General features: G+C 66.3%; 13 protein-coding genes and 2 pseudogenes. 7 read left to right on the plus strand and 8 right to left on the minus strand.

Annotated features, from left to right (window positions below):
• Positions 1 to 2: 2 nt before the first annotated feature.
• From LMQ14_RS16750 to aspS, 3 genes are read right to left on the minus strand one after another with little or no spacing between them, the layout of a single operon-like run.
• Positions 3 to 1,070 (minus strand): FUSC family protein, encoded by a 1,068-nt coding sequence (locus tag LMQ14_RS16750; protein ID WP_267730674.1) that lies wholly within the window; start codon positions 1,068 to 1,070, stop codon positions 3 to 5.
• Between the two features lie 47 nt (positions 1,071 to 1,117).
• A complete protein-coding gene (locus LMQ14_RS16755; RefSeq protein ID WP_267730675.1) occupies positions 1,118 to 1,564 on the minus strand; it encodes a nitroreductase family deazaflavin-dependent oxidoreductase in 447 nt (148 codons plus the stop codon).
• Positions 1,561 to 3,336, minus strand: a complete 1,776-nt coding sequence (aspS, locus tag LMQ14_RS16760) for an aspartate--tRNA ligase (RefSeq protein ID WP_267730676.1) — start codon at positions 3,334 to 3,336, stop codon at positions 1,561 to 1,563. Before aspS ends, LMQ14_RS16755 begins: the two co-directional genes overlap by 4 nt.
• Before the next feature lie 272 nt (positions 3,337 to 3,608).
• Here aspS and LMQ14_RS16765 point away from each other — a divergent pair, with 272 nt between their 5' ends.
• From LMQ14_RS16765 to LMQ14_RS16780, 4 genes are all read left to right on the plus strand, one after another.
• Positions 3,609 to 4,583: a helix-turn-helix domain-containing protein gene (locus LMQ14_RS16765; protein WP_267730677.1), complete on the plus strand. Its 975-nt coding sequence runs from the start codon at positions 3,609 to 3,611 to the stop codon at positions 4,581 to 4,583.
• A 75-nt stretch (positions 4,584 to 4,658) separates the two neighbouring features.
• Positions 4,659 to 5,546, plus strand: coding sequence for an oxidoreductase (locus LMQ14_RS16770; RefSeq protein ID WP_267735558.1), 888 nt, complete (start codon positions 4,659 to 4,661; stop codon positions 5,544 to 5,546).
• 9 nt (positions 5,547 to 5,555) lie between these two features.
• Positions 5,556 to 6,059 (plus strand): SRPBCC family protein, encoded by a 504-nt coding sequence (locus LMQ14_RS16775; protein ID WP_267730678.1) that lies wholly within the window; start codon positions 5,556 to 5,558, stop codon positions 6,057 to 6,059.
• Positions 6,060 to 6,094: 35 nt separating this feature from the next.
• Complete coding sequence (locus tag LMQ14_RS16780; RefSeq protein WP_267730679.1) at positions 6,095 to 6,973, plus strand: neutral zinc metallopeptidase; 879 nt, start codon at positions 6,095 to 6,097, stop codon at positions 6,971 to 6,973.
• Between the two features lie 50 nt (positions 6,974 to 7,023).
• Here LMQ14_RS16780 and LMQ14_RS16785 read toward each other — a convergent pair whose 3' ends face one another.
• On the minus strand, positions 7,024 to 7,449 hold the full coding sequence (locus LMQ14_RS16785; protein WP_267735559.1) for a hypothetical protein: 426 nt from the start codon (positions 7,447 to 7,449) through the stop codon (positions 7,024 to 7,026).
• A 101-nt stretch (positions 7,450 to 7,550) separates the two neighbouring features.
• Between LMQ14_RS16785 and LMQ14_RS16790 the strand changes: the two genes are divergently transcribed.
• Positions 7,551 to 9,158, plus strand: coding sequence for a purple acid phosphatase family protein (locus LMQ14_RS16790; RefSeq protein WP_267730680.1), 1,608 nt, complete (start codon positions 7,551 to 7,553; stop codon positions 9,156 to 9,158).
• Here LMQ14_RS16790 and LMQ14_RS16795 read toward each other — a convergent pair.
• Positions 9,155 to 10,180, minus strand: coding sequence for an Rv2578c family radical SAM protein (locus LMQ14_RS16795; RefSeq protein WP_267730681.1), 1,026 nt, complete (start codon positions 10,178 to 10,180; stop codon positions 9,155 to 9,157). The two genes, LMQ14_RS16790 and LMQ14_RS16795, sit on opposite strands and share 4 nt — an antisense overlap.
• A gap of 75 nt (positions 10,181 to 10,255) precedes the next feature.
• On the opposite strand from LMQ14_RS16795, the gene helR reads away from it, so the two are divergent.
• Both helR and LMQ14_RS16805 read left to right on the plus strand, forming a co-directional pair.
• Complete coding sequence (gene helR, locus LMQ14_RS16800; protein ID WP_267730682.1) at positions 10,256 to 12,457, plus strand: RNA polymerase recycling motor ATPase HelR; 2,202 nt, start codon at positions 10,256 to 10,258, stop codon at positions 12,455 to 12,457.
• A 9-nt stretch (positions 12,458 to 12,466) separates the two neighbouring features.
• Positions 12,467 to 13,777 (plus strand): annotated as a pseudogene (locus tag LMQ14_RS16805) (adenylate/guanylate cyclase domain-containing protein).
• A 15-nt stretch (positions 13,778 to 13,792) separates the two neighbouring features.
• Here LMQ14_RS16805 and LMQ14_RS16810 read toward each other — a convergent pair.
• The 3 genes and pseudogenes from LMQ14_RS16810 to LMQ14_RS16820 form a co-directional block, all read right to left on the minus strand.
• A pseudogene (locus tag LMQ14_RS16810) lies at positions 13,793 to 14,167 on the minus strand (hypothetical protein); the annotation flags it as partial.
• 45 nt (positions 14,168 to 14,212) lie between these two features.
• A complete protein-coding gene (locus tag LMQ14_RS16815; RefSeq protein ID WP_267730683.1) occupies positions 14,213 to 14,638 on the minus strand; it encodes a DUF732 domain-containing protein in 426 nt (141 codons plus the stop codon).
• Positions 14,639 to 15,007: 369 nt separating this feature from the next.
• Positions 15,008 to 15,412, minus strand: a complete 405-nt coding sequence (locus LMQ14_RS16820) for a hypothetical protein (RefSeq protein ID WP_267730684.1) — start codon at positions 15,410 to 15,412, stop codon at positions 15,008 to 15,010.
• Positions 15,413 to 15,422 lie beyond the last annotated feature (10 nt).

Below are 15,422 nucleotides of genomic sequence, written 5' to 3' on the forward strand. Positions count from 1 at the left end.
GTTCACGGCCGGTGCAGGTCGATCACCCGTTGCAGGTCGTCAACGCAAGCCTGGACCACGTCGGCCAGCACCACCTCGGATCTTTCCCGGGCGTTCGACAGCAGCGTCGACGCGTGCCGGCGGGCCGCTTCAACATGGGCAGCCGCGGTCCCGGGATCCGAGTCGGCGAGTGCGGTCGCCTTCGCGAGGTCGTCGAGCACCGCCTCCGCGGGCTGCGGAAGACGGTCGCGGCGGCCGTCGACCGCGGGTACGACGGCGCGGGCCAGCTGCAGCACCGAGCCGGCGAGCAGGGCCAGCTGCACGCCCTGATGGTCCGCGGCCTGGACGGCATCGCGAAGTCTGAAGCGCCGCGGCGCGGTTCGCACGACCAGACGGGCGGTAGCGCGCGCTTGCAACAGGCCGCCCAGCTGTTCGTGCACCCGGTCGACGGCCGGCAACGGCCAGTCGGGTTCGGGAACTTCACGGCCGCGGGCGAGATCGCCGGTGCGGGCCAGCACCGAGCGCAGGGTGCGCAGCACCTCGATGCGCGCGTTGCGCAACAAGACGAGCGGATCGGACGGGAACAGCAGTACGGCGACGATGATGGCCAGCCCGCCACCGATCAGTGCGTCGAAGATGCGTTCCCAACCGACGCCGCTGCGATAGAGGGCGAGCACCAGGATCGACGAGACCACGGTCTGATTGGCGAACATCATCCCCTGGCCGATGTAGCCCTGACCGATGAAGACCGCGACCAGCAGCGCGATCAGTGCGGCGATCGCGATGGACACGGCCCCGGGGCCGAGCAGCGCCTGCACCAGGGCCCCGGTGCCGATGCCGAGGGTCACCCCGATGATCATCTGGATGGCGCGTTGGGCGCGCAGCACGTTGCTGGTCGACAACGACACCGCCGCCGCGATCGGGGCGAAGAACGGTTGCGGGTGCACCAGCACGTCGTGCGCGATGAACCACGCCAGACCCGCCGCGACCGAGGTCTGCACGAGGTAAAACCACACGCCGCGGACTCGCTTGAAACCCCCGACCAGGGCGGCTCGACCCGCGAACGGCCGCGTCAGCAGCGAAGTGCTCATCTCGCTTGCTTACCGCAGCGCCAACGCGTGCGGCAATGCGAGAAACGTCAGCCGCGCTGCAACTCGAACAGCGGAATGACCCGGCTGATCTTCGACTGGTATTCGGCAAACACGGGCGCCGCGGCGACGACCTTGGGAACGATCTCCTCGCGCTCGGCAGGCGTCAGTTCGCGCGCGGTCGCGTCGTAGGCGTCCACACCCGAGTCGGTAGCAACCTCGAGATGGACCTGTGGGTTGGCTCGCAGGTTGTGCACCCAAGCGGGGTCGGTTGGTGAGCCCCGGAACGATCCGAGGATGATCAGCCTGCCGTCGATGTCGAAGAAGGCCAGCGGCGAAACCCGCTGCTGCCCCGACTTGGCGCCCGTCGTCGTCAGCAGCAGCAAATGCCCGCCGGAGAACTGCCCGGTCACTTTGCCGTCGTTGGCCCGGAATTCCTCGATGAGGTTGCGGTTGAATTCTTTTACGGTTTCGCGGTCTGGTCGCTGTTCGGTCATGCCTGCTCAACCTGTTTGGGTTTGGCATCTATTCCGGATTCCTTGCGCTGCTGCGCGGTGATCGGCGCGGGCGCATCGGTCAGCGGGTCGACGCCGCCGCCGGTCTTCGGGAAGGCGATCACCTCACGGATCGAGTCCACCCCGGACAGCAGGGCGTTGATCCGGTCCCAGCCGAACGCGATGCCGCCGTGCGGGGGCGCGCCAAAAGTGAACGCCTCCAACAGGAATCCGAATTTCTCCTCGGCCTCGGCCTGGTCCAGACCCATCACCGCGAACACCCGTTCCTGAATGTCACGGCGGTGGATACGGATCGAGCCGCCGCCGATCTCGTTGCCATTGCAGACGATGTCGTAGGCATCGGCCAGCACGACGCCCGGATCGGAGTCCAGCGCGCCCGCGAACTCCGGCTTGGGCGAGGTGAACGCGTGGTGCACGGCGGTCCACGCACCGGAGCCTACGGCGACGTCACCGGCAGCGGTCGCGTCCGCGGCGGGCTCGAACAGCGGCGGATCCACCACCCAGACGAACGCCCAGGCTGCCGCGTCAATCAGGTTGAGCCGGTTGGCGATCTCGCCGCGGGCGGCGCCCAACAAGGCGCGCGACGCCTTCGCCGGTCCGGCCGAGAAGAAGATGCAGTCGCCGGGGCTGGCTCCGACGTGGCCGGCCAGGCCGTCGCGTTCGGCGTCGGTCAGGTTCTTGGCCACCGGTCCGGAGAGCTCGCCGTCATCACCGACCAGCACGTAGGCCAGGCCGCGGTGCCCGCGCTGTTTGGCCCATTCCTGCCAGCCGTCCAGGGTGCGGCGTGGCTGCGAAGCCCCGCCGGGCATCACCACCGCACCGACATACGGCGCCTGGAAGACACGGAATGTGGTGTCGGAGAAGAACTCTGTGCACTCGACAAGCTCCAGCCCGAAGCGCATGTCCGGCTTGTCGGAGCCGAACCGTCGCATGGCGTCGGCATAGCTGATCCGCGGGATCGGCGTCGGGATCTGGTAGCCGATCAGCGCCCACAGCGCGCTCAGGATCTCCTCGGAAATGGCGATGATGTCCTCGACGTCGACGAAGCTCATCTCCATGTCGAGCTGAGTGAATTCCGGCTGCCGATCGGCGCGGAAATCCTCGTCGCGGTAGCAGCGGGCGATCTGGTAGTAGCGCTCCATGCCGGCCACCATCAGCAACTGCTTGAACAGCTGCGGGCTCTGCGGCAGCGCGTAGAACGATCCGGGGTGCAGCCGGGCCGGCACCAGGAAGTCGCGCGCGCCCTCGGGCGTCGAGCGGGTGATCGTCGGCGTCTCGACCTCGACGAAGTCGTGCCGTGAAAGCACCGATCGGGCGGCGGCATTCACCTTGGAGCGCAACCGAATTGCCGCGGCCGGGCCATCGCGGCGCAGGTCGAGGTAGCGGTACTTCAGCCGCAACTCCTCCCCCGCCGGCTCGTCGAGCTGGAATGGCAGCGGCGCACTTTCGCCGAGCACGGTCAACGACGTGACATTCAGCTCGACATCGCCGGTGGGAATCTCGGCGTTGGCGTTGCCTTCCGGACGGATCTCGACGACCCCGGAGACCGCGACGCAGAATTCGGCGCGCAATCGGTGCGCCTGTTCCAGCACATCTGCCGCGCGGAAGACCACCTGCGCGATGCCGGACGCGTCCCGCAGGTCGATGAAGATGACGCCACCGTGATCGCGGCGGCGCGCCACCCACCCGACCAGCGTCACCTGCTGGCCGGCGTCGCCATCCCGTAGTGAACCAGCGGTGTGGCTGCGCAGCACGAATACTCCTCTTGACGTTGGACGACTGACCAGTCTAAGGGGCGGTGATTCGCTGCTATCGGTCCCGGCGCCGAACGGCACGGACATGCGCGTCCTTGCGAATACATCGGTGACAAAAGTCGTTGTCACCCATAACAATGCCGCTGCCGATCGACGAGGGCTTATTCGAAGTAACGTTAGGTCGATAAGGGCCTAATGGGTTGCCCACTGACGGAAGCGCCTTCGCCGCTGCTGCCGAAGCGTCGAGTCCTGCGAGCTCTTGGATGGTCTTCGTGCGAACCACATCGAACAACAGGCCGAACGGTACCCATCGGTTTGATGCGTTTTCTGATGCCGTATCAGCCAATTTGGTGCCGGTGGCGTTGTCGATGGACGACGTAAGGGCATTTAGCGGGGGTGTGCGTTCGACCACCTTGGGTACCGTCCAACTAGCAAGGGTGCGAGTCGCGAACGAGATGGCGGTCAAACGTACCCAACAGCTGATTGAACGCAGCGCACCCGAGTACCTCAAGGTCGCGGTGCAGCTGACGGGCGCCTGTCTGATATCTCAGGGCGGCCGGGAAGCAGTGCTCGAGCCGGGCGACTACGCCGTCTATGACACAACGCGGCCGTACCAGTTGTTGACGCGCGGCCCATTTCAGATGCAGACCGCGATGTTTCCCAGTAACTTGCTTCAGCTGCCGGTATCGCAGCTGTCGCAACTCACGGCTCGACCGATCAGTGGCCATGCGGGCCTGGGCTTGATGGCGTCATCGTTCTTCGTTGAGCTCGGCAAGCGACCGACCGGCGAATTCGGCAGCGCCACCCCACGTCTCGCCGACGCCGTACTGGACATGCTCGCGGCTTCGCTCATCGCACAGTTGCCCGACGCTACCGCATGGGATCACGCCGACAGAAGGATCTTGCTGCTACGAATCCGTGCCTTCATTGAAGGCCGACTCGGTGATCGCACCCTCAGCTCCTCGACAATCGCTGCGGCACATCATGTGTCGGTGCGCCACCTCCAAAAGCTGTTCGAACAAGAAGGCCAAACGGTGGCCGGGTGGATCCGCAATCGACGGATCGAGCTCTGCCGCAGGGATTTGAGCAACGCGGCGCTCGCGGAAACGCCGGTCCATTCGATCGGCGCCAGATGGGGACTCGGCAATGCCGCACACTTCTCCCGCTTATTCAGGGCAATGTTTGATGAAACACCCAGCGAGTATCGCGCGCGAGCACTGAATGGCGAGCAACAACCCGCATGCTGATTCGCCTGGGACCGCATCGTGCACTCGGCGGATCCGCGTCGGCTTCAGCACCACCGACGGCGTAACTTCGCATCTATCGCCACAAACATCGCACTCGTGGGTCCCGGCGCGGTCGGCACGACGGTCGCCGCGCTGCTGTACCAGGCCGGGCATTCGGTGCTGGTCTGCGGTCGCACTGCGCGCGACAGCATCGAGCTGCGCCCCGACGACGGGGACCCGATCGTGGTGCCCGGGCCGGTGCACACCGATCCCGCCGAGATCGCCGGCCCGGTCGACATCGTGATCCTGGCGGTCAAGGCCACCCAGAACGACGACGCGGGCCGCTGGCTGACCCGCCTGTGCGCCGAGCACACGATCGTCCTGGTGCTGCAGAACGGCGTCGAACAGGTCGAGCAGGTGCAGCCGCTCTGCCCGTCGTCGGCCGTGATTCCCGGGATCGTCTGGTACGGCGCCGAAACCCAACCGGAAGGGTGGGTGCGGCTTCGCACCGAGGCCGCCCTGGTGCTGCCCAGTGGACCCGCGGCGGAGACGGTCGCCGAGGTGCTGCGCGGCGCCGGCTGCCGGGTGGACTGTGACCCCGACTTCCGCACCGCAGCGTGGCGCAAGCTGCTGGTCAATGCGTTGGCGGGCTTCCTGCCCCTGACCGGGCGGCGGTCCGGGATCTTTCGCCGCGACGACGTGGCCGCGCTGTCGCGCCGCTATGTCGCCGAGTGCCTGGCGGTCGCGCGGGCCGAGGGCGCCCGGCTGCCGGACACCGTGGTCGATGAGCTGGTCGAGATGTTCCGTGCGGCTCCCGAGGACATGGGCACCTCGATACTGGCCGACCGGGAGCAGCACCGGCCGATGGAATGGGACATCCGCAACGGGGTGATCATCCGCAAGGCCCGCGCGCACAACCTGGCGACGCCGATCAGCGATGTGCTGGTGCCGCTACTGGCCGCGGCCAGCGACGGTCCGGGTTAAGTTAGCGCCATGCATCCCTGCGAACGCGTCGACCTCGACTTCATCGACAGCGCGCCATACCGGTTCCGCAACAGTGTCGACCTGGCCATCACGCCCCAGCAGGTATTCGAAGTGCTGGCCGACGCCGAGGCCTGGCCGCGCTGGGCGTCGGTGATCACCAAGGTGACCTGGACCAGTCCCGAGCCGCGCGGGGTCGGCACCACCCGCATCGTCGAGATGCGCGGGGGCATCACCGGCGACGAGGAGTTCCTGGCCTGGGAACCGTTCACCCGCATGGCATTCCGGTTCAACGAGTGCTCCACCAGGGCCGTGGCCGCCTTCGCCGAGGACTATCGTGTCGAGGTCATCCCGGGTGGCTGCCGGCTGACCTGGACCATGGCACAGAAACCTGCGGGACCGGCACGGCTGGCGATGGTCATCACCGGGCCGCTGCTGAACCTGGGGCTGCGCCGATTTCTGAGCAACCTGCGCCGCTACACCGACATCCGATACTCGGTCACGCAACCGCGTTAGGCTGATTTGACCGACCCGATCTAACGGAGGCTGCGATGACCTTCAACGAGGGTATGCAGATCGACACCAGCACCGCGGACTCATCCGGCGGTGGCGGCATGGGGATGGCCCTCGGCGGTGGCGGCGTCGGGCTGCTGATCCTGGTCGCGGCCCTATTCTTCGGCATCGATCCGAGCAAGGTGATGCCCCCGCCGAGCGCGAACACCGGCGGCTACTCGGCGCCCGGGTTCGACCTGAGCCAGTGCAAGACCGGGGCCGACGCCAACAAGTACGTGCAGTGCCGGGTGGTCGCCACCGGCAACTCCGTGGACGCGGTCTGGCATCAGCTGATGCCGAACTACACCCGCCCGCATGTGCGCCTGTTCACCAGTTCGGTGAACACCGGCTGCGGGCCGGCCACCACCGCTGTCGGGCCGTTCTACTGCCCGGTGGACCAGACCGCGTATTTCGATACCGACTTCTTCAAGGAGCTGGTGGATAAATTCGGTTCCAGCGGTGGGCCTTTCGCGCAGGAGTATGTGGTCGCCCACGAATACGGTCACCACGTCCAGCAGCTGCAGGGCACCTTGGGGCGGTCCCAGCAGGGCGCGCAGGGCGCCGGCGGGAACGGGGTTCGCACCGAGCTGCAGGCCGACTGCTACGCCGGCATCTGGGCGCACTACGCGTCGACGGTCAAACAGGAGAGCACCGGCGTGCCGTACCTAGAACCGTTGAGCGACAAGGACATTCAGGATGCGCTTTCGGCCGCCGCATCGGTCGGCGACGACCGGATCCAGAAGGAGTCGACCGGGCGCGTCAACCCCGAGTCGTGGACGCACGGATCCGCCGCGCAACGCCAAAAGTGGTTCACGGTCGGCTATCAGACCGGCGACCCGCACCAGTGCGACACGTTCGCCTCGACGAACCTCGGTTAAGCCGGGTAGCCGAGGGTGCGACCGCGTGGGTCTACGTGTTCGCCGGCTGACTACCCGAGCTTGCAGGTGACGGTGGTGGTGGCGTCGGCGTGTGCGACCACCTGGCCGTCCACCGCGATCTCGCAGTGAAACTGCGCCGGGCCGTTGCCCGAATCCGGCCAGTGCAGCATGCCGCTGGCGCTGATGCTCGCGTACTGGTTCGGGTTTGCCAGGGTGGCGGTGTAGGTGACCGGCTGGCCGCTGAGGGGCGCCTGCACGCTGGTCATGAACTTCGACGGGTCCGCGTTGTAGGCGGCCTGGCTGGGCGGATCGGAACTCACGTAGTTGACGGTGGCGGTCAAGTTGTTGGGACTCGTCACGGTGTAGGTCACCTGGTGGCCGTCCGCATGCGCCGTCGCCGGCCCGAGAATTACTCCCCCGACCAGTGCAAACGTTGCCGACGCGACCGCGCTGGTCCCTTTTCGCAGGTTCGTCATCACGTTCGTCATATCGAAAACGCTACCGGAACTGTTACCAGCGGCTCCGGCGTTCACCGCTTGATATGCCAACGGTCGCCTGGCTCGGGTATGAAACATGCATGACCGACGACGCCGACCCGGCCGTTCCGGACGGCGCGACGGGCATTAGCCGCCGCCGGTTGTTGACGACCAGCGCGACCTCGGCGGTCGTCGGGATGGGTGTCGGCGCCGGCGTCGGGGTGGGCGCCGCCGCGCTGTTGTGGTCCAACTCGCACGGGCCCGCCCTATTGCCTGCGCCGGATCGCAACGGCGCGCCGCCGGTTTTCGGTCTGCACCTGCAATTCAGCAAGAACGCCGGCACCGAGGTGGTGGTGTCCTGGCACAGCACCGAGGCCGTTCGCAATCCGCGCGTCATGCTCGGCACGCCCGGGGCCGGCTATGGCCGCACCGTCGCGGCCGAAACGCGGACCTACCGAGATGCCAAGTCCAACAATGAAGTTCGCGTCAACCACGCTCGCCTGACGAACCTGACGCCGGATACCGACTACGTGTATGCCGCCGTGCACGACGGCGCCGAGCCCGAGCAAGGCACGGTACGGACTGGACCTGTGGGTCGAAAGCCGTTGCGCTTCACCAGTTTCGGCGATCAGTCCACCCCGACGCTGGACAGGATGCCCGACGGCACCTACAGCACCGACAACATCGGATCGCCCGCGGCCGCCGACACCACGCTGGCGATCGAACGCATCGGCCCGTTGTTCAACCTCATCAACGGCGACCTGTGCTACGCCAACCTCGCCCAAGACCGCGTCCGCACCTGGTCGAACTGGTTCGAGAACAACACCCGCTCGGCGCGCTACCGGCCGTGGATGCCCGCGGCCGGCAACCACGAGAACGAGTTGGGCAACGGGCCGGTCGGCTACGGCGCCTATCAGACATACTTCGCGGTGCCCGACTCCGGGGCAAGCCCCGAACTGCGCGGCCTGTGGTACTCGTTCACGGCCGGATCGGTGCGGGTGATCAGCCTCAACAACGACGACGTGGCGTTGCAGGACGGTGGCAATTTCTACGTCCACAATTATTCGGGCGGCGAGCAAAAGCGCTGGCTTACAGCCGAACTCGCGGCCGCGCGCCGCGATCCCGATATCGACTGGCTGGTTATCTGTATGCATCAGACCGCCATCTCCACCGCCGAACGCGCCAACGGTGCCGACCTCGGCATCCGCGAGGAGTGGCTGCCGCTGTTCGACCAGTACCAGGTCGATCTGGTGCTGTGCGGCCACGAACACCACTACGAACGTTCCCATCCGTTGCGCGGCACGGAAAGCACCGACACCCGCACACCGATCCCCGTCGACACCCCCCACGACGTGATCGACGCGACCCGCGGAACGGTGCACCTCGTCATCGGCGGTGGCGGCACCTCGGCACCGTCCAATGGGATGCTCTTTGCCGAACCACGATGCCGGGTGATCACCGGCGTGGGCGCGTTTGATCCCTCAGTCGGGCGCAAACCGCCGATTTACGTCCTCGAGGACGCACCCTGGTCGGCTTTTCGTGACCGCGAAAATCCTTACGGATTCGTGGCTTTCGACGTCGACCCGGGTCAGCCGGGCGGCAACACCTCGATCAAGGCGACGCATTACGCGCTGCGCGGGCCGCTCGGCGCGGTCGTCGTCGTGGAGCAGTTCACCCTGACCAAGCCCCGCGGGGACAAGCCCACTTAAAACAGCGTCGCCTGCCCGGGTTCCGGCTCGGCGGCCTTGGGTGCTTGCGAGAACGGACGCTGGTCGCCGCTCAGCCGGTGTTTGGTGATCAGCGGGGCGGCCCGCACGCGCAGCATCTCGCGATAGTCCGGCGGCAAATACGCTCCGCGCCGGTACAATTCGCGGTAGCGGCCGACGAGCTCGGGATGCGAACGGGCCAGCCAGGACATGAACCAGCCGCGGGTGGAACGACGCAGGTGCAGGCCGAAGACGGTCACGCTGCCGGCGCCGGCGGCCGCGATCTGGCCGAGCAGCCCGTCGAGGTGCTCGACGGAGTCGGTGAGGTGTGGCAGCACCGGCGCGACCATCACATGGCAGTCGAGGCCGGCGTCGCGGATCGCGCCGATCAGACCCAGGCGCGCCTGCGGCGTCGGCGTGCCCGGCTCGACGTCTCGGTGCAAGTCCGCATCCCCGACCGCCAGCGACACCGCGACCGACACCGGAACCTGTTGGGCCGCAGCGGCGATCAGCGGCAGATCCCGCCGCAGCAGGGTGCCTTTGGTCAGGATGGACAGCGGCGTGCCGGATTCGGCGAGGGCGCCGACGATGCCCGGCATCAGGGCATAGCGGCCCTCGGCGCGCTGGTAGGGATCGGTGTTGGTGCCCAGCGCGACGGCTTCGCGCCGCCACGACGGCCGGCGCAACTCGCGGCGCAATACCTCCGCGACATTGGTCTTGACCACGATCTGGGTATCGAAGTCGGCGCCGGGATCGAAGTCCAGATATTCGTGAGTGGGCCGGGCGAAACAATAGCGGCAGGCGTGCGAGCAGCCGCGGTAGCCGTTGACGGTATAGCGGAACGGCAACGCGGCCGCTTCCGGAATTTTGTTGAGCGCCGATTTGCAGAGCACCTCGTGAAAGGTGATCCCCTCGAATTGCGGCGCGCGCACGCTGCGGACCAGGCCGATCCGCTGTAAACCTGGCAATGCTCCGTCGTCGATCGGTTCCCCGTTGACGGCGACGGCCTGGTTCGCCCACCGCACTCTGCTATTCGAACAATTGTTCGATACGTTGTCAAGCTCCTACGATGGCCTAGACCGGAAATGGCGGAGGGGTACTTGTCGAATCCTGAGTATGAAGGCGAACTGCAGTCCGAACAGGGCTACGTGACCGGACTCTATGCGCGGCTCGATGCCGAACGGGCCCGGGCGAAGGACAAATTCCGCGCGGCGTTGCTGGGCGACAGCGAGAGCCTTTCGGATCGGGACGCCGAGGTGCGCGCGGTGGCCAGGGAGGTCAAGCGGCTGGACGTGGCGGACTACGGGCTGTGTTTCGGTCGGCTGGACGCCCTCTCCGGCGAACGCTCCTACATCGGCCGCATCGGCTTGTTCGACGCCGACAACGAGTACCAACCGCTGCTGCTCGACTGGCGGGCACCGGCGGCTCGCGCCTTCTACATCGCCACCGCCGCCAGCCCCGAGGACATGCACCGGCGCCGCCAGTTCCACACCCGCGGACGTCGCGTCGTCGACTTCACCGACGAGCTGTTCGGCCGGCCCGGCGCTGACGCGCAAGGCGACGCGGCCCTGCTGGCGGCGGTCAACGCGCCGCGCGGCGAAGGCATGCGCGACATCGTGGCGACCATTCAGGCCCAGCAGGACGAAATCATCCGGCTCGATCACCCGGGCGTCTTGGTGATCGAGGGTGGCCCCGGGACCGGGAAGACGGTCGTGGCGCTGCACCGCGTCGCGTACCTGCTCTACACCCAGCGCGAACGCATCGAACGCCACGGAGTCCTTGTGGTGGGGCCTAATTCGGCGTTCCTTCGCCACGTCGACCGCGTGTTGCCGTCGCTGGGCGAGTCCAGCGTGGTGTTCATGACGCCCGGCGATCTGGTGCCCGGTATGCAGGTCAGCGCCGAGGACAGTCCGGATGGTGCGGCGTTCAAGGGCTCGCTGAAAATCCTCGACGTGCTGGCTGCCGCGATCGCGGATCGGCAACGGCTGCCCGAGCGCCCGCTGGAGATCGAACTGGCGGACGTCACGATGCGCATCGACACCGAAATCGCCGAGTGGGCGCGTGAAGAGGCACGTGGCAGCGGACAGCCGCACAACCAGGCCCGCGCGGTGTTCATCGACATCCTCACCTGGGCGCTGACCGAGCGGGCGATCGCGCGGATCGGCCGCGGCTGGCTGACCCGCGAGGACCGCAGCGCCTGGGAGCAGCTGCGCCAGAACCTGCTCGCCGAGCTAGCGGACAACGAACAGTTCACCGCCGCGCTCGACCGGCTCTGGCCGATCCTGACACCGCAGGAGCTGCTGGCGTCGCTGTACCTCTCCCCCGAGCGGCTGCACGCCGTGGGTGCTCCCCAGGCGCTGTTGCGCGTTGACGGCGAGGCATGGACGGTGTCGGACGTGCCGCTGCTCGACGAACTGGTCGATCTGCTGGGCCGCGACAAGAACGCCGAGTCCGCCGCGGCGAGCGCCGAGCGGGAGCGGAACCACGAAGCCGAGTACGCCGCCGGTGTGCTGGACCTGCTCGAGATGCGCAGCGAGGACTCGATGGACGACGAGGAGCAGTTGCGCGCCCAACACATGATCTACGCCGACGATCTGGCCGAGCGATTCCTCGAGCGCGACACCCGCGAACTCGCCGAACGTGCTGCGGCGGACCGGGATTGGACCTACCGGCACATCGTCGTCGACGAGGCCCAGGAGCTGTCCGAAATGGACTGGCGGGTGCTGATGCGACGCTGCCCCGGCCGGTCCTTCACCGTGGTCGGCGATCTCGCCCAGCGGCGCTCGGCGGCCGGGGCGACGTCGTGGCAAGCGATGCTGCAGCCGTATGTGGCGGACCGATGGGAATACCGGCCGCTGTCGGTCAACTATCGCACCCCGGAGGAGATCATGACGGTCGCCGCCGCATTGCTCGACGAGTTCGCGCCCGGGGTCCAGCCACCGGAGTCGGTTCGCGCGTGCGGTGTGCGGCCGTGGTCAAGAAAGGTCACCGACGACGAATTATCCAGTGCCATTGAGGAATTCGTTCGGGACGAGGCCAGTCGCGAAGGCACCAGCGTCGTGATCGGCCCGTCCGGTGTACCGGGTACGGTGCCGGCCTCGCAGACCAAGGGCCTGGAGTTCGACGCCGTGCTGGTCGTCGACCCACAACGGATCCTCGCGGACGGCCCGCGCGGCGCGGCCGAGCTCTACGTCGCCCTCACCCGCGCCACGCAACGCCTCGGGGTTCTGCACCGAGATCCGTTGCCGCAGGCGCTGGCCGGCCTGGCCGAGTACGAGACAGGCACGCAGGCTCGGACTTAGACTCCGGCCGTGTTCTCGGAGACGCGGTATGCGATGAACGGGGACTTGTGCGTCGCCTATCGCGCATCGCGTGAGGGTTAGCGCGACATCGTTTTCGTGCCGAACTGGTTCACGAACTGCGAAGTCTTTCCGGAGCTGCCTGGCGACCAGGGGTGGATGGAAGCGATGACGTCGCTCGGGCGATTGATCCTCTTCGATCAGCCGGGCACCGGCGCGTCCGATCCCGTCGAGCCGGGCGCACTGCCGACCTTGGAGCAATGGGCCGACAGCAGCACCGCCGTGCTCGACGCTCTCGCGATTCCCGAGGCGGCTCTGGTCACCTATGCCGGCGCACTCTCGACGGCGGCGCTGTTCGCGGCCACGCATCCGTCCCGCACGACCACGCTCGTCGTGGTCGAGAGCACGACAGACGCGGCACTCCGCACAGACGCGATGGACGAACTCGGCCACGCGGCCCCCGTCTTATGGGGTTCCGGCGAGATCGAACGTCTGCTCAACCCGGACATGCCGTGGAATGAGGAGATCCGCGCCGCGTGGGCCCGGCACGTGCGCCTGGCGGCGAGCCCACGCACCGTTGAACTTGTGTTGCCACTCGTCAGCGAGATGAGCGCGCGTGCAATTCTTCCGACCGTCCGCGTACCCACCCTCGTCCTCCATTACAGCGACGATCCGCTCCTTCCGCCGGCGAAAGGCAAGGAAGTCGCCGATCTCATCGAGGGCGCGAAATTCGTTGAGCTGCCCGGGCGCAACTTCTATCACGTCGTCGAACCGTGGCGAGATTCCTTCCAGGAGATCGCCCAATTCCTCACCGGTGAGCAGCCCGAGGTCGCCGATGACCGTGTTCTCGCCACCGTGCTGTTCACCGACATCGTGGACTCGACGCGCCGCGCCGCAGAGATGGGCGACCGTCACTGGCGAGCGCTGCTTGACGCACACGACGCCATCGTGCGTTCGCAGCTCAATCGCTTTCGGGGCCGCGAGGTGAACACGTCAGGCGATGGCTTCCTGGCGATGTTCGACGGGCCGCAGCGAGCGATCCGCTGCGCCATGGCGATTCGCGACGCCGTGCGTACGCTCGGCATCCAGGTGCGCGCCGGGCTGCACACCGGCGAGTGCGAGGTCCGCGGCGACGATATCGGCGGGATCGGTGTGCACATCGGGGCGCGCGTGAGCGCGCTGGCGGGCTCGAATGACGTGCTCGTGTCCAGCACGCTGCGCGACCTCGTGATCGGCTCCGGACTCGAGTTCGAGGAGCACGGCACACACCAACTCAAAGGCGTGCCCGGTGAGTGGCGCCTGTTCGCCGTCGCCTCCGTGTAAACCGTTGCTGGGCTTTCAGAATGGCGGTGATTCTTCGTCCGTCTCGGGTTTTCGGCGGGCCATGCGCGCGTCGCGGTTCTGCCGGCGTTCGGTGGCAATGCGTGCGGCACGGTCTTGCGCGCGGGTGTGGCGCCGCCTGGGCATCATCGCGGTGCGGTCGCCGCAGTAATCCTGTGGCAGTTCGACTTCGGGCGCCGGTACACCGCCCGTCGCCAGGCACAGGCTGGGAAACAGCAGTGCGCTGCCCGGCGTGGTGACATGGGTTTGCCCGGCCGACGATGTCAGGATCAGCGTCCCGTCGGGCAGCTGCTTTTCGTGCCACCCCCAGAAGGTTTTGACCAGATGATGATAGCGACTACGCAAAGAACACCCTAACTTCAAGCCGGTCGCGCAAGCGGCAGTGTGATTCTCTTGCCCCACAACGCGAATCCGCGTCTACGTCTGGTGACGTACCCCTGCCACTGGACCAAGGATAGAGAAGCCGACGTCGTCGCTTACGTACGGATCGCCAAGATGGCTTGGGCAGTAGACTTTCGCTGATACGGCGATGAATCTGACCGCGGTTCTATGAACCCGAGCGGGGTTCAGACGGGGATTTTCCTCGTATATACCGTTCATCTCTTCGTCTACCACGGCATAGACCGAGGCGCCGCCGTCGAGTTCGCCACAAATTTGATGGGCTCGGGCGACGAGAGCAGGCAAGTTATCTACTACGGGAATCTCATCTTGTTGGAGCTCCGCCACAAACTGATCCTGCTGGCTCGGGTCGGCGCTTGCCGCGCCAGCGCAAATAACTGCGGCGGTCAGAACCATCGAGGCGCTAACCAGAGCGTCTGCAAGACGGGTGATGCCGGTGCGCACGGCAGGATTTCCATTTCTTCGGTGTCATCCACTCGGTATCTAATTCAACCCGAGTGACGACAGGACGTCCATAGGCACGGAACCAATGGCGGCAAAGAGCACCCGTTCGTCGGGCACCGACTCCGTGAGCTACTGGACAAAGAAAACCCATCAGCAACATTCGACCAGCAGGCAGATAGTTTGCTGTAACAGGTGGGTGCGATTATCTGAAAGACATTCTGGACGCAGGAGGGGTCCACACGACCGTACCGTCGGCCAGTTGCTGCTCACGCCAGCCGGAACCAAGGGCGGCGGCACAGACCGGACGGTGACCATGGGAAAGGCCAACCTAGCCACACATCGCAACCCGGTTCACGCAGCACTGACAGATTAAATCGAAGCCTGCATGGCTGATGACACCTTTTCCGCCATCCAATACGCAAGAACCATCGACCTGTCACCGCTCGGGAAGCCGATGCCTTCGAATACGACTTCTCCACTCGCCGCAGGAAGCCCGGCATCTTCGGGACGGTTGCGCCAGGTGAGTCCATACGACCGTCCAACTGGCTCGATGTGCAGGTCGAGGTCGCCGGTCAGCTCACCTTTCGCGTCGAAGTACTGTACGTGGTAATCGCCAGGGAAGCCGTTAGAAGTGTCGCCCCTTGCGCGTCCGGAGCAGATCGCGCCGTCCAACCGCTCCACAGCATCTGAAGCGATCCAGCGGGCGTCGATCACGTTGGTTTCCGAATTGCTAATTTGATATTCGCAGACCCCGATCACCATCGTGTTGATCATGCTGAGCATG

The organism is Mycobacterium sp. Aquia_213 (assembly GCF_026625985.1).
Classification (GTDB): Bacteria; Actinomycetota; Actinomycetes; order Mycobacteriales; family Mycobacteriaceae; genus Mycobacterium.

Bases quoted from the DNA above. Each gene is read 5' to 3' on its own strand.
- LMQ14_RS16750 (WP_267730674.1), bottom strand. From the start codon at position 1,070: ATGAGCACTTCGCTGCTGACGCGGCCGTTCGCGGGTCGAGCCGCCCTG.
- LMQ14_RS16755 (WP_267730675.1), bottom strand. From the start codon at position 1,564: ATGACCGAACAGCGACCAGACCGCGAAACCGTAAAAGAATTCAACCGC.
- LMQ14_RS16775 (WP_267730678.1), top strand. From the start codon at position 5,556: ATGCATCCCTGCGAACGCGTCGACCTCGACTTCATCGACAGCGCGCCA.
- LMQ14_RS16780 (WP_267730679.1), top strand. From the start codon at position 6,095: ATGACCTTCAACGAGGGTATGCAGATCGACACCAGCACCGCGGACTCA.
- LMQ14_RS16785 (WP_267735559.1), bottom strand. From the start codon at position 7,449: ATGACGAACCTGCGAAAAGGGACCAGCGCGGTCGCGTCGGCAACGTTT.
- LMQ14_RS16790 (WP_267730680.1), top strand. From the start codon at position 7,551: ATGACCGACGACGCCGACCCGGCCGTTCCGGACGGCGCGACGGGCATT.
- LMQ14_RS16820 (WP_267730684.1), bottom strand. From the start codon at position 15,412: ATGATCAACACGATGGTGATCGGGGTCTGCGAATATCAAATTAGCAAT.